This window comes from Prescottella agglutinans (assembly GCF_004011865.1).
GTDB lineage: Bacteria > Actinomycetota > Actinomycetes > Mycobacteriales > Mycobacteriaceae > Prescottella > Prescottella agglutinans.
In genome coordinates this window covers 1-13,834 of sequence record NZ_RKLP01000012.1, presented here as the reverse complement: position 1 = coordinate 13,834, position 13,834 = coordinate 1, and the positions used below count along the sequence as shown (strand labels likewise).

At 68.5% G+C, this 13,834-nt stretch carries 11 protein-coding genes and 1 pseudogene; 5 read left to right on the top strand and 7 right to left on the bottom strand.

All coding sequences use genetic code 11. The annotated features are described in order from the left end of the window. Positions 1-10: 10 nt before the first annotated feature. Together EGT67_RS20810 and EGT67_RS20805 are read left to right on the top strand one after the other, a co-directional pair. Entirely contained in the window at positions 11-1,429 is a 1,419-nt protein-coding gene (locus EGT67_RS20810) for an aldehyde dehydrogenase family protein (protein ID WP_127918010.1), read from the top strand. Positions 1,430-1,541: 112 nt separating this feature from the next. Next, positions 1,542-2,966 (top strand): aldehyde dehydrogenase family protein, encoded by a 1,425-nt coding sequence (locus EGT67_RS20805; protein WP_127918009.1) that lies wholly within the window; start codon positions 1,542-1,544, stop codon positions 2,964-2,966. Between the two features lie 97 nt (positions 2,967-3,063). On the opposite strand, the gene EGT67_RS20800 is transcribed toward EGT67_RS20805, so the two are convergent. The 4 genes from EGT67_RS20800 to EGT67_RS20785 all read right to left on the bottom strand — a co-directional run bounded on the left by EGT67_RS20800 (position 3,064) and on the right by EGT67_RS20785 (position 6,037). After that, positions 3,064-3,855, bottom strand: coding sequence for a phosphatidylethanolamine N-methyltransferase family domain-containing protein (locus EGT67_RS20800; protein ID WP_127918008.1), 792 nt, complete (start codon positions 3,853-3,855; stop codon positions 3,064-3,066). Positions 3,856-4,033: 178 nt separating this feature from the next. Further along, positions 4,034-5,050, bottom strand: coding sequence for a 1-aminocyclopropane-1-carboxylate deaminase/D-cysteine desulfhydrase (locus EGT67_RS20795; RefSeq protein WP_127918007.1), 1,017 nt, complete (start codon positions 5,048-5,050; stop codon positions 4,034-4,036). Further along, the gene (locus tag EGT67_RS20790) at positions 5,043-5,471 is read right to left on the bottom strand and encodes an HIT family protein (protein WP_127918006.1); all 429 of its coding nucleotides are present in this window, start codon (positions 5,469-5,471) and stop codon (positions 5,043-5,045) included. The genes EGT67_RS20795 and EGT67_RS20790 overlap by 8 nt, the downstream gene beginning before the upstream one ends. An 11-nt stretch (positions 5,472-5,482) precedes the next feature. Then, positions 5,483-6,037 carry a TetR/AcrR family transcriptional regulator gene (locus EGT67_RS20785; RefSeq protein WP_127918005.1) on the bottom strand — a complete coding sequence of 185 codons (555 nt, stop codon included), beginning with the start codon at positions 6,035-6,037 and terminating at the stop codon, positions 5,483-5,485. Between the two features lie 249 nt (positions 6,038-6,286). Between EGT67_RS20785 and EGT67_RS20780 the strand changes: the two genes are divergently transcribed. Together EGT67_RS20780 and EGT67_RS20775 are read left to right on the top strand one after the other, a co-directional pair. Next, positions 6,287-7,510, top strand: coding sequence for a cytochrome P450 (locus tag EGT67_RS20780; protein ID WP_127918004.1), 1,224 nt, complete (start codon positions 6,287-6,289; stop codon positions 7,508-7,510). A 136-nt stretch (positions 7,511-7,646) separates the two neighbouring features. After that, positions 7,647-9,056, top strand: a pseudogene (locus tag EGT67_RS20775) (FAD-dependent oxidoreductase); the annotation flags it as partial. Here EGT67_RS20775 and EGT67_RS20770 read toward each other — a convergent pair. Then, positions 8,976-10,925, bottom strand: a complete 1,950-nt coding sequence (locus EGT67_RS20770; protein WP_338324885.1) for an ABC transporter ATP-binding protein — start codon at positions 10,923-10,925, stop codon at positions 8,976-8,978. The pseudogene EGT67_RS20775 and the gene EGT67_RS20770 sit on opposite strands and share 81 nt — an antisense overlap. A gap of 87 nt (positions 10,926-11,012) precedes the next feature. Here EGT67_RS20770 and EGT67_RS20765 point away from each other — a divergent pair, with 87 nt between their 5' ends. Beyond that, complete coding sequence (locus tag EGT67_RS20765) at positions 11,013-11,444, top strand: MarR family winged helix-turn-helix transcriptional regulator (RefSeq protein ID WP_127918002.1); 432 nt, start codon at positions 11,013-11,015, stop codon at positions 11,442-11,444. A gap of 219 nt (positions 11,445-11,663) precedes the next feature. Here EGT67_RS20765 and EGT67_RS20760 read toward each other — a convergent pair whose 3' ends face one another. Then, positions 11,664-12,224, bottom strand: coding sequence for a DUF6875 domain-containing protein (locus EGT67_RS20760; protein WP_127918001.1), 561 nt, complete (start codon positions 12,222-12,224; stop codon positions 11,664-11,666). 393 nt (positions 12,225-12,617) lie between these two features. Then, positions 12,618-13,834: thioesterase domain-containing protein (locus EGT67_RS20755; RefSeq protein WP_241566155.1), on the bottom strand; the 1,217-nt coding region annotated here is incomplete at its 5' end.

The following is a 13,834-nucleotide window of genomic DNA, read 5'->3' as shown; positions in this document are numbered from 1 at the left end:
GCTGACAGCCATGACCACCGATCAGGTAGAAACCGGTGCCATCGATTCGGACACCACCGACGGCGTAGCTGCCGTCGTCGCCGGGTTACGAGAGGTCCACGCGAGCGGACGCACCAGACCCGCGCAGTGGCGGATCGAACAACTGCGCGGCATCGAACGAATGCTCGACGAACGCGAGGGTGAGATCACCCGCGCCCTCGCCGAGGATCTCGGGCGAGACGCCTTCGAGTCCTGGATGCTCGACATCCTCGACACCAAGCTCGAGGCCGCCTACGCACGCAAACACGTGCGCCGGTGGATGCGCAGCAGGCCGCGGCCACTGCCACTGCACCAGATGCCGGCACTGGGATGGGTGCAGTACGAACCACTCGGGGTGGTGCTGATCATCGGGGCGTGGAACGTTCCGCTGACAATCACGCTCGGACCGCTGATCGCCGCCGTGGCGGCGGGAAACTGTGCAGTGATCAAACCGTCGGAGCTGGTGCCCGCATCGTCGCGCGTGCTGGCCCGGCTCCTGCCCGAGTACCTCGACGCCGAGGCCGTCGCCGTGGTCGAGGGAGACGGGCGCGCCACCCAGACCCTGCTCGCGCAGGGCCTCGATCACGCGGTCTTCACCGGCGGGACCGAGATCGGCCGGAAGATCATGGCGGGGGCGGCGCCGCATCTGACGCCGTTGACCCTCGAACTCGGAGGCAAGAATCCGGCGATCGTGATGAAGGACGCGAACCTCGCCGTCACCGCTCGTCGCATCGCGTGGACAAAGATGTTCAACTCCGGCCAGTCCTGCATCGCGGCGGACTACGTGCTGGTCGAGCGGACCGTCCGGGACGAGCTGGTCGATCGAATAGTCCGCAGCATCAACGAGTTCCAGGCGGATCCACCAGGACGGGGCGTGCGAATCATCAACGAGCGTCAGTTCGACCGTCTCGCCGGGTACCTCGAGAGCACCGAGGCGACGGTTGCGCGCGGTGGCGGCTCCGATCGAGCCTCGCTGACGATCGAGCCCACCGTGCTGGTGGACCCGAGCCTCGACGAACCGGTCATGCGGGAGGAGATCTTCGGGCCGATCCTGCCGGTGCTCGCCGTCGACTCGCTGGACGAGGCGATCGCCTTCGTCAACGCGCGACCGAAACCCCTGGCCGCCCATGTCTTCACGAAGTCCACCCGGACCGCCCGCAGGGTCCTGTCCGAAGTCAGCTCCGGCGGCGCGGTGGTCAATCATCTCGTCTACCAGCGCGTTGCGCCCCAGCTGCCGTTCGGAGGTGTCGGAGCCAGCGGGATGGGGCGGTACCACGGCAAGTGGGGGTTCGACGAACTCAGCCATCGAAAGGCGGTGCTGGTCAAGCCGTTCACGCCCGATTTCCGGATCGCCTACCCGCCCTACACCGACCGCGCACGGAAGCTGATGCGACGGCTGTACCGACCTTGATAGGGCCCGGCTCGACGACATCGAGGAGGCTCGCTACCCGTCAACGGGCCGACCCACGTCACGTGTCGGCACGCACTGAGACAGCCGTGCAACTGCAACGGAGCTGACAGCCATGACCACCCATCAGGTAGAAACCGGTGCAATCGATTCGGACACCACCCCCGCCGACGCGATCGCCGGCGTCGTCGCCAGACTGCGACGGGTACACGCCAGTGGACGAACCCGGCCCGCGCAGTGGCGGATCGAGCAGTTGCGCGGTATCGAGCGCATGTTGGACGAGCGCGAGGACGAGATCACCCGCGCCCTCGCAAAGGATCTCGGACGCGACGCCTTCGAATCCTGGTTGCTCGACATCCTCCCCACCAAGATCGAGGCCGCCCACGCACGCAAGCGGGTGCGCCGATGGATGCGCAATCGCCCGCGTCTACTGTCGTTGACGCAGATGCCCGCGCTGGGGTGGGTGCAGTACGAGCCGCTGGGACTGGTACTCGTCATCGGGGCCTGGAACGCTCCGCTCTCGGTCACCCTGGAACCGCTGGTCGCCGCCGTGTCGGCGGGGAACTGCGCCGTCGTCAAGCCGTCGGAGCTGGCCCCCGCGTCGTCGCGGCTGCTGGCACGACTCATCCCCGAGTACCTCGACGCCGAGGCCGTCGCGGTGGTCGAGGGCGACGGCCACACCACCCAAGCCCTGCTCGCACAGGGTTTCGACCACGCGTTCTTCACCGGCGGCACCGAAATCGGCCGGAAGATACTCGCCGGGGCGGCACCGCACCTGACCCCGGTGACCCTCGAACTCGGCGGCAGGAACCCTGCGATCGTGATGGAGGACGCGGACCTCGCCGCCACCGCTCGTCGCATCGCATGGACGAAGGTGCTCAATTCGGGACAGACCTGCCTGGCGGCGGACTACGTATTGGCAGCCCGCACCGTCCGGGACGAGCTGGTCGATCGACTGGTCCACAGTCTCGAGGAGTTCCGCTCGGACGGATCTCCGCGGGGCCTCCGAATCATCGACGAGCGCCAGTTCGAGAGGCTGGCCGGGTATCTCGAAAGCACCGAGGCGACGGTTGCGCTCGGGGGCGGTTCCGATCCGGCCACGCTGACGATCGAGCCCACCGTGCTGGTCGACCCGAGCCCCGACGAACCCCTCATGCGGGAGGAGACATTCGGACCGATCCTGCCGGTGCTCACCGTCGACTCACTGGACGAGGCGATCCGCTTCGTCAACGCGCGACCGAAACCCCTGGCCGCCTATGTCTTCACGAAATCGGCGCGGACCCGCCACCGAGTGCTCGCCGAGGTCAGCTCCGGCGGAGCGGTGGTCAACCACCTCGTCTACCACCACCTGGCGTCCCAGTTACCGTTCGGCGGTGTAGGAGCCAGCGGGATGGGGCGCTACAAGGGCAGGTCCGGATTCGAGGAAGCGAGTCACCGAAAGGCTGTGCTGCTCAAGCCGTTCAAGCCCGATCCCCGATTCGTCTACCCGCCCTACACCGACCGGGCGCGGAAGCTGATCCGGCGGCTGTACCGGGCCTGACGACCAAACGGCCCGCCAGCCCTCCCGCTCCCGACCGACTTCCCGCCCGCGCGATTACGGGGGCGGGAGGTCAACGTGGACGCGGGAGCGGCCCGGTTCAGACGACGCCGGGGACGAGCGCCTTGCGGTCGCTCGGGTACTCGTCGAACTTCTCCTGGTACCACTTGTGCGTGGCGAGTGCTCGCGGGATGAGGTTGCCCGCGGTGATGAGGAAAATGACGACGCCGGCGAGCGACCAGGTGAGCAGCGCGAACCCGGCCCAGGCGATCAGCTCGCCGAGATATGCAGGGCTGGAGACGAATCGGAATCCGCCACCCATGGGGACGCGGTACTCGGTGGCACCCGGATTCTTCTTGTCCCGCAGGTTGCGGACGATCGACTCGGAGTTCACCAACAGAGCGAAGCCGCACAGGTAGACCACCAGGCCGACGAGGAACCGCGGATCGGTGAGCCACGCGGTGTCGTACTGGTTCATGTAGTCGTGGCTGAAGAACGCACCGTTGAGGTAGCCGTGCATCGAAGTGACGATCACGCCCATCGCGATCACCGAGATGTTGAAAGTGCTGCGCTTGCCCGGAACCTGCCGGATCGACAGCGGGAAGAACCATCCCCGGTTGGCGTAGTGCAGCAGCCACACCGCGGCGAGCACCATCGACGTGGGCTCGAACCGGTTCGGGCCGGTGAGGTAGAAGATCGCGAACACGACGGTCGCGGGGATCTCCATGAGCCACCACCCGAGCTTCGGGTTCAGGTTGAAGCCGAGATTCGTCGACGAGAAGCGGCCGTACGAACTCTGCGCAAAGAACCCGCCGATGATCACGAACGCCGCGAAGGCGAACGCGCAGGTCAGGACGGAGTCGTAGACGGTGTTACCGGTGTACCAGTGCATCGAAATCCTTCGGTGGGCGCGGTCGGCACAGCACTGGCCACTCGGCCGCGCCCACCACGGACATGCAACTAACTGGAACGTGTTCTACCACGCGGTGCCGCATGTCCGGGCGGTTTCGGCGGCGATTTCTGTACAGGTGTCCACCAACCGCGTCCGCCGAGGCGGTAGTGCGCGGTGGTCAGTCCGGGCGCGGACCGAAGGTGTCGAGCATGACTATCGGCCGGTCGTCTCCCCTCGACTTGGCCTCGATCTCGAGCAGGCCCGCGAACGTCTTCGCGGTGTAGACCGGGTCGAGGGGGACGTCGTACTCGGTGCCGACGCGCTGTGCCGCTCGCCCCTCCGCGGTGGCGTACCCGTATCCGGGACCGAGGTATTCACGGGTCACCGTGAGCTCGGCCTCGTCGAGATCGATGTCGTCGAACTTCGCGCCCCGTCGACGCAGCAGCGATTCGGTGCGACCGGCGAGGTCGCGGATCTCGCGTGGACCGAGCGGCAGGGTGTCGTTGACGACGACCGCGACGACACCGGTGCGCAGGCCGGCCAGTTGCAGACCGAGCAACAGCCCCGCGACGGTTCCGCCGGACCCGACCGGGGCGACGATCTGGGCCGGCTCCGGGATCTCGCCGGCCTCCACCTGCGCACCCAACTCCAGTCCCACCTCGACATAGCCGAGCGCGCCCAGTGGCGAGGACCCGCCCGGTGGCAGGTAGTACGGCAGCCGGCCACCACGGACGTTGCGGAGCATCAGGAACGGCGCGGCCGCGAAGGTGCGGAACTTGTTCCTGGTGAAGTGCAGCGCGGCGCCGGATCGCTCCAACCGCCCGAGCTGAGCACGGACATGGTCGTCCACCGGCTGGTCGATCAGGGCCACGGCGGTCTCGATACCGAACTGCTTGGCGTACACCGCCGTCGCCAGGCCCCAGTTGGTGCCGAGGCCGCCGACGGTGATGATGCGCTTGGACTTGCGGGCGATCACGTCCGGGATGATCCACTCGAGCTTGCGCACCTTGTTGCCGCCCCAGCCGCCGAACCCGTACACGCTGTCGTCCTTGAGCCAGATCCGGTTTCGGGTTCCGAGTCCCTCGAGCCTCCGGACCGGGGTGGGCGATTCCCCGAGGCGGACGTGCGGAAGGGAGTCGACGAGTTCCGGGAAGCGTCGATGCAGTTGGGGTGGTGTGGTGGTCACGTCACGCATCCTGGGCACCGAGCCGTCCGCGGATCGAGCCCGCCAGGTAGTCGAGGTCGGGCCGCGGCGCCGCGCCGGGTCGCCCACGCAGACCGAACCCGTCGCCGGCGGTCCGCGGCACCACGTGCAGGTGTACGTGGAACACTTCCTGGCCGGCCGCCACACCGTCGGCGAGGAAGAAGTTGATCCCGTCCGCAGCCACCGTGCTCTCCCGCACCGCCGCGGCCACCCGCTGCCCCACCTGGAAGAGGCGACCGCCGTCGGCGGGATCGAGCTCGGCCAGGTTCGCGGCGTGCGTCTTGGGCACCACGAGCAGATGACCGGGCGTGAACGGCCGGATGTCCATGAACACGATCGTGTGCTCGTCGTCGTAGACGACGCTGGACTCGGCCTCGCCCGCGATGATGGCGCAGAAGACGCAGTGGCTCATGTTGGACGATGTTATGTGGCGAACGCCGGAGCGACGAAGCGCCGCACCATGTGTCGCTCCGCGTCCGCGTCCGGGCCGGGCCAGGAGAGCAGCGTCAGCACCGAACGGACGATCCACTGGCCCGCCTGATCGTCCGCCGTGATCCCGGTCAGCGTCGTTGCGAGCCTGGTCAGGTCGGGTGACGCGGCGAGGTAGCCGTCGGCCGCGCCGGTGCGCGTGTGGGTGAACCAGTAGGACAGCGTCGGATCGGCGCGAACCGCGGCCACCGACGTCAGGATCGCCTCGACGACCCGATCGGCGCCGTCCAACCCGTCGACCGCCTGCACCACACGGTCGGCGACCCCCGCCGCGGCTGCGGAGACGACCGCCCCCACCAACGCCGGCTTGCCGCCGACGTAGCGATACAGGGTCGCCCGTGAACACCCCGCGCACTCGGCGACGTCGAGGACACTCACCCGATCGAACCCGCGCTCGAGAAACAGGTCGGTCGCCGCCGCTGTGATCCGCTCGACCGCGAGCGCGCGGCGACTCCCGCCCGCCAACCAGTCGTCCGCTCCCCCGGCCATGGGCCCTCCGATCACGCTTCCGAGTCCGTCTCAGTGTGAGACACCGTCGCCGATTCGTCTACAACGGATCGAGTCGAGAATCGGCCGCCACCAGCACGGACGGGTACCGCCGCGCAGGGCGCCGAGACACCAGGAACCCGCAGGTGAATCGCGGATTCTCACTTCCCGCCGCGCCCTTGACACCCGCCGGTGGCGCCGGGGACCGTGAGCGGACTGCAACGCGTTCCACCACTGGGAAGGGATGTGCCCGTGAGCACGACACCACTGGACGGCCTCGACGTCTTCGATCCGGAGCACATCGACGACCCGTACCGGCTGTACGCCGCGCTGTGCGAGCACGCCCCCGTGTACCGGGTGCCCGGCACCGACTTCCACCTGGTGTCGTCGTGGGCACTGGTGACCGAGGCGTTGGGCCGACCCGACGACTTCTCGTCGAACCTGACCGGCGTGATGGTTCGGCAACCCGATGGTCCGCCCGTCACGTTCGACATGGACGGCGGCGGCCGAGCCGTCCACGTCCTCGCTACCGCCGACGACCCCGCACACGCGCTGCATCGCAAACTCGTCCTCGCCACGCTCGCCAAGCGCATCCGCACGCTCGGCCCCACCGTCGACGCGCTCGTCGACGAACTCTGGGAAGCCGGGCTGGGACCGGACGGCTCGTTCGAGTGGGCCGGCGACCTGGCCGACAAGCTGCCGCTCGCGCTCGTCGCGAGCCTGATCGGGCTGCCGCGAGAGGACGTCCCGCGGTTGCTGGCGTGGGCATACGACAGCACCGAACTGGTCGGCGGCGTCGTCACCGAGGACCGACTCGGCAGGGTCGTGACGTCCGCGGCCGAGCTCGCCGGCTACCTGCAGGCGAAATTCACCGCCGCCAAGCGGGATCCGCAGACCGATCTGCTGGGAGTGCTCGCCCACGCGTGCAACGAGGGTGCACTCACCGACGACGTCGCGGTCCTCGTCCTGGTGCAATTGGTCGGTGCGGGCGGCGAGTCGACGGCCGGCCTGATCGCCGGCGGGGCGCGCATCCTCGCCACCCGACCGGAGTTGCAGGACCGGCTGCGCCGCGACCCGACACTGGTCGATCCGTTCCTCGACGAGGCCCTCCGGCTGGAATCGCCGTTCCGCGGACACCACCGGCACGTCGTCGCCGACACCACCCTCGGCGGAGTCCACCTGCCCGCCGGCAGCCACGTCCTGCTGCTGTGGGGCGCCGCCAACCGCGACCCGGCCGCGTTCGAGAACCCGGACGACGTCGTGCTGGACCGCCCGAACCTCAAAGGTCACCTCGCGTTCGGCAAGGGTCTGCACTTCTGCATCGGGTCGGCGCTCGCGCGGATGGAGGCCCTCGCCGCCCTCACCGTGCTGCTCGAGCGCACGACGTCGTTCACGATGGCCGACGGCGCCGCGTGGGTACCGAGCCTGCTCGTGCGCCGGCACCGATCCCTGCCGCTGCGGTTGAACCCCCGGTAGCGGTACCGCCCAGGAGGATTGGAGGTCCGGTCCGGCCGTGTTCCCGCTGACCGGAAAACCGTCTTCTCGGCCCGGCATCGCGATCCTACTGTGACCGGCACCACAGTCATGCCCAGTGTCACGACAGGAGAACCGGATGAGCGCACGCGTACCCGTCACCCCGATCGACGCCGCGGAGATCGCCACCTACGACCACGAGACCGACGTGCTGATCATCGGCTACGGCTGTGCCGGCGCCTCGGCCGCGCTCGAGGCGAACGCCGCGGGCGCCGAGGTGATCCTGCTCGAGCGTCAGAGCGGCGGCGGCGGATCGTCGGCGCTGTCCGGCGGCGAGATGTACCTCGGTGGCGGCACCCCGATCCAGGAGGCGTGCGGGTTCACCGACAGCGCCGACGCGATGGAGAAGTTCCTCCTGGCCGCGCTCGGCCCGGATGCCGACCAGGAGAAGGTGGGCCTCTACAGCCGCGAGAGCGTCGACCACTACCAGTGGCTCGTCGACCACGGCGTGCCGTTCAAGCCGTCGCTGTGGGACTCCCCCACCTGGGTTCCGCCCACCGACGACGGCCTGATGTGGATGGGCGAGAACGCCTATCCGTTCTACGAGATCGCCGAACCGGCCCCGCGCGGGCACCGCGTCACCTCCGACGGCTTCGGCGGCAAGGTGCTCATGGCGGTGCTGAGCGAGGCCGTCGCGAAGACCGACATCGCGGTCCACGCCGACACCACCGCGCTGCGTCTGATCGTCGAGGACGGCCGTGTCGTCGGCGTCGTGGCACGGCACTTCAACGACACCGTCAGCTACCGCGCCCGGCGTGGCGTGATCATCACGACCGGCGGGTTCGCGGACAACAAGGAGATGCTCGCACAGCACGCACCGCAACTCGTCGGACTGGGCGTCAACAGCGACGGCGGCGACGACGGCCGGGGCATCGTGATGGCGCAGGCCGTCGGCGCGGCGGTCAAGCACATGTCGGCGGGCCAGGTCGGCATCTCGCTGGTGCCCGGAATGATGGTGCGCGGCATGATCGTCAACAGCGTCGGCCAGCGGTTCATCAACGAGGACGTCTACCCCGGCCTGGTCGGGCAGGCGGCGCTGTTCAAGCACAACCTGAAGGTCTGGGTGATCCTCGACGAGCAGGCGTACGAGGAGGTTCCGGTCGACGAACGCTGGGGCGTGCAACCACATTTCGTCGCCGAGACGCTCCAGGAACTCGAGCGCGAGATCGGCATGCCCGAGGGCGCGCTGCAGAACACGGTCGGCGAGTACAACCGATTCGCCGAGCACGGCGAGGACCCGTACTTCCACAAGTCCTCGCGCTGGCTGCGTCCGCTGCAGTCGCCGTTCGCCGCGATCGACGTCCAGCGTGGCATGGCCCCGCCGGAGTACGGCGACGGCGGCACCGGTGGTGGTGGCGCCGAGGTGTTCACCATCGGCGGCCTGCGCACCACCGTCGACGGCCGTGTCCTAGACCTCGACGGGAACGCGATCCCCGGCCTCTTCGCTGCCGGTCGCGCGACGTCGGGCCTGCACTCGTGGGGCTACATCAGCGGCACCTCGCTCGGTGACGGCACCTTCTTCGGCCGCCGCGCGGGTGTCGCCGCCTCGGGCGAGTAGCGCGGCGTAGCGACCGCCGAGCGCGCGCAACTCCTCGTGGGTGCCGCGCTCGGCGACCCGGCCGTGGTCGAGGACCGCGATCTGATCCGCGTCCCGGATCGTGGAGAGACGGTGCGCGATCGTGATCGTGGTCCGGCCGCGGCTGACGACGTCGAGCGCGGACTGCACGGCCCGCTCGGTCTCGTTGTCGAGGGCGCTGGTGGCCTCGTCGAGCACCAGGATCCGCGGGTCCCGCAACAGGGTTCGCGCGATCGCGATGCGCTGCTTCTCGCCACCGGAGAACCGATGCCCCCGCGCGCCGACGACGGTGTCGTAGCCGTCGGGCAGCGACGAGATCAGCTCGTGCACCTGTGCGGCCTTCGCCGCCGCCTCGATCTCGGCGTCCGACGCCGCCGGGCGGGCGTGCCGTAGGTTTTCCCGGATCGTCGCGTGCAGCAGGTACGTCTCCTGCGAGACGACGCCGACCAGTTCGGACAGCTCCGCGAGCCGGATGTCGCGCAGGTCCACCCCGTCGATCGTCACCCGGCCGGACGTCGGGTCGTGCAGACGCGCGACGAGCGACGCCAGAGTGGTCTTGCCGGAGCCGGTTTCGCCGACCAGGGCGAGCGACGACCCGGCCGGCACGTCGATCGTGACGTCCGACAGGGCGTCCCGGTCGGCGTTCTCGTAGCGGAAGCCGACGCGCTCGAACCGCACCGCACCGTCGACCCGCTCGCGCGGCATCGGCGTCGGCTTCTCGGGGTCGTCGATCTGCACCGGCAGGTCCAGGTACTGGAAGATCCGGCTGAACAGGGCCAGCGAACTCGTCACGGACACCCCGACGTCGAGCAGGCCCATCAGCGGCCGGAACAACGTCGTCTGCAGTCCGGTGAACGCCACCAGGGTGCCGATCGTCATCCCGCCCGACGTGGCCGGCAGCCCCGCCGCGAGGTAGAGCAGCGCGGGGATCGCCGAGAAGATGATGCTCATCGTCGCCATCCGCCACCGCCCGGACAGCTGCGAGCGGACCTCGAGATCGACCAGCCGCGTGGACGTCTCGGCGAAGCGCTCCGACATCGCCGGCCCGGCACCCAGCGTCTTCCCCAGCTGGATGCCGCTGATCGACAGGCTCTCCTCGATCTGGGTCTGCATGTCCGCCAGCGCCTTCTGACGCTGCGCGGTGATCTCGCGCCGCATCAGCGCGACCTTGCGGGTGAGCCAGATCGCCGGCGGCAGCACGATGAGCGACAGCAGCGACAGCCGCCAACTCAGCACCGCCATCGCGATCGCGGTGCCGATCACCGTGGTCACGTTGGACGCGATCGACGTCGCGGTCGACGTCACCACGGTCTGCATGCCGCCGATGTCGTTGGTGAGCCGCGACTGGATCTCGCCGCCGCGCGTGCGGGTGAAGAACCCGAGCGACTGGCGCTGCAGGTGCGTGAAGACACGGGTGCGCAGGTTGTGCATGATCCGCTGCCCGACGGTCGTCGAGATCCACGTCTGGATCACCCCGAACACCGAACCCGCGACGGTGATCGCGAGCATGCCGAGCACGGCCCACACGAGCAGTGTCACGTCCTGTTCGGGGATCGCCCGGTCGATGACCTCGCGGACCAGGAACGGGTTGGCCAGCGAGATCGTCGACGACGCCGCGATCAGCGCGACGACCACGGCGATCTGCCACCGGTACGGCGCGAACAGCGCGCCGATCCGGCGCAGGCTGACGGGCGATTCCTCGAGCTGGGCACGGTCGGCGGGATCGACCTTGCGGGTACGCATCGGACCACCGCCGGGTCCGCCGAATGGAGGGCTTGTCATTGCACCACCCCTCTCAGATGTCGGGGCAAGCCTTTACTGAGGTTGCCTCAACATGAGGTAGCTGTCAAGTGAGGTAGGCTCCGCCGTATGACGGACGTATCGGCCGAGCAGCTACGCGACCTCGTGATGTCCACGTCGCGAGGGCTGCGCCGACGCTGGTTCGCAGCCCTCGAACCGTGGGGGCTGTCCCCGCACGAGTTCCGTGCGCTGCGCGTCATCGACCGCGAGGCCGACGGACGCCCCCGCCTCGGCGACGTCGCCAAGGCCCTGCGCATCGCTCCCCGCTCGGCCACCGAGGTGGTGGACCGTCTGCAGAAGCACGGCCTCGTCGAACGTGTCGCCGACGGCGTCGACCGCCGCGCCGTGTGCGTCCGGCTCACCGACACCGGCCGCAAGCTCCTCGACGAGATGTCCGCCGCCCGCGACGCCCAGGCCGCCGACTTCTTCTCCCCGCTCGACGACCGCGACCGCGCCGAGCTGGGCCGCATCCTCGACAAGCTCGCCCCCGACGACTGCTGATCCCCCGAGCCCCCGAAGGGCTGGCCCTCGGGCCAGGGTCAGCGGATGGCGGTCGTCGTGGTGACCCGCTTGGTGAGCTTGACACCGCGCGTCGAGCACGTCGATGACGAACGCTTCCGAATCGATGCATCGCTGCCGCAGCATCCTGTGCGGTAATGCGAGGCCGTGCCGCCCGGTCACCGCGTCGCGGCAGTGACCGTCGCACCCGAACTGTTCTGTCTACTGCTCCCGACTCGGGTCCGTGGCGAACTCCCCGGCAATCATCTCCGTGATGCTGCTCCTGACCGGACCGGGGATCCGGTTCGCAAACTTCTTCAGGTAGGCGTCGACCCATTCGCTCTCCTGCGCCAGGAACGGAAAATCGGAGCCGACCATATTGCGCACCGCCAGAATCGGCAGGGGCGCATCCAGTGCCGGGAACGCCGTGTTCCGCAACCCGGGCGTCGTACATCCCGGATAGAACTGGCCGAGCATGAGTCCTTCCCGCACAAACTTGGACTTGCCTTCTCGTTGCGCCTCCTCGATCAGCGAGTAGTCGGAGACGTCGGGAAACACGAGGAGTACGGCCTTCAGGAGCGCGTCGTCGCCGTCAACCGGCGGCAACTCGGGAAAGGCGCCGAATACCTCGTCCACGGCCTCCGTCATCTGCTGGCGATCGACGTCGCGGCCATCGATGAATCCGACCCAGAACAATCCCCGCGAGATCGACGGACGCGTGAACGGGCAGACCGGACCCGATCTGCCGAGATCTGCGTGCGGTCGGATCAGATAGTCACACACCCACCTCCGGAGCACCTCGGAGCACCGGTGCTCGGCGCCCGTGCCCGTGCCCGTGCCCGTACCGAACAGTTTCTCGAGTGGGATAGCGGTCACTTCTCCTCCTGCCCGTTTCGCATCGCACGCTCATCCGACGCGGGAAGGTGCCGGCGAGAGGGAGAGGGCGACGGCGCCCCACGTCACACCAGAAGCGCGGTGGTCGACGAGTGCCGCGAGTAGCTGAAGTCCTGAGGGAACCCTCTCGGAAGCGCTGTCCTCCAATGGGACTACCGGGTCCGGGGCAGCCGGGGGATCGGCGAGCGCGACCTGACGTCCGTTCAGGCCCGCTCGACGTCTCCACGGTAGTCCGCGCCGAGGAGTCGAGCAACGAATGCGCGGTCTGTGTTCTGCGGCACACTACTCGGGCGCGCGCTCTCTATCGGCTAGGTTCACGTGCCGGTTCAGGAGTGGGCCCACGACCGAAAGGCCTTCCGGACTTGTCATTTGCTCGTGCCGCGTCGGGATGCGGTACTCGTGTATTTCACCGATGTTGTACTTGGTCCAGTCGGCCGCCCAGGTCCCACGGTCGTGATCGTCGAGCGAATCCGTCGCCGCGCTGAAGTAGGCGACCGCGGCACCCTCGAGGGTCGACGGCCGATGCGCGCGAGCGGCATGGACGAGCTCGCGGTATTCCCGGTAAAGGGTCTCGAGGTGATCGGGGGTCAGTGATGCGAACAGTCCTCCCTTCGCACGCAGCAGCCGAGCTGCCTGTTCGGCCGTGATGGTCGACTCCCCCTCATCGACCGCCTCCACGCCGCCGAACTCGGCGAGGAGGCTTGCAACAGTAGGCATCGCATCGTCGAACGGCGCATCGGTCGGCACGCGGGTGTCCATCATCGACAGGGTGCGCACGTCGTCGCCGTCTCGGCGAAGTTGGACCGCCATCGCGTGCGCAATCTGGCCGCCGACCGAGTAGCCGAGCAGGTGATACGGACCGTGTGGCTGCACCGCCCGGATCTCCCGGACGTAGCGGTGCGCAAGATCGTCGAGCGACTCGAAACGTACATTCGGATCGGTCAGCGCGGGTGAGTTGATTCCGTAGACCGGCCGGTCGTCGTCGAGGTACTGCACCAAGCCGCTGAAACACCAGGCGAGGCCGATGGCCGGGTGGATACAGAAAAGCGGAGTCCTACTTCCGTTGGCACGCAGGGGAAGTAGAACGGCGACCGCTGAACCGGCGCCGTCGTTCTCGACGGTGTCCGCCTCACGCGCCTCGATCCGGTGTGCCAGCGACTCGGGCGTCGAATTTGTGAAGATCCACTCGACCGGCACCTCCGTGGAGATCGATTCCCGCAGTCGCGCGGCCACCCCGGTGGCCGTCAACGAGTTGCCGCCCAGGGCGAAGAAGTTGTCGTCCGCGCCGACGCTCTCGACACCGAGCTGGGCCGCGAACGCGGCCGCCACGGCGGATTCACGGCCTTCCTTCGGTGCCCGAAATCCCGCCCTGGCCGCGAAGTCCGGCGCCGGCAACGCAGCCCGATCAACCTTCCCGTTCGGCGTCACCGGCACCCCATCAACCACCACCACCGCCGCCGGAACCATATGCGGCGCCAACCGATCCCCCACAAACCCGA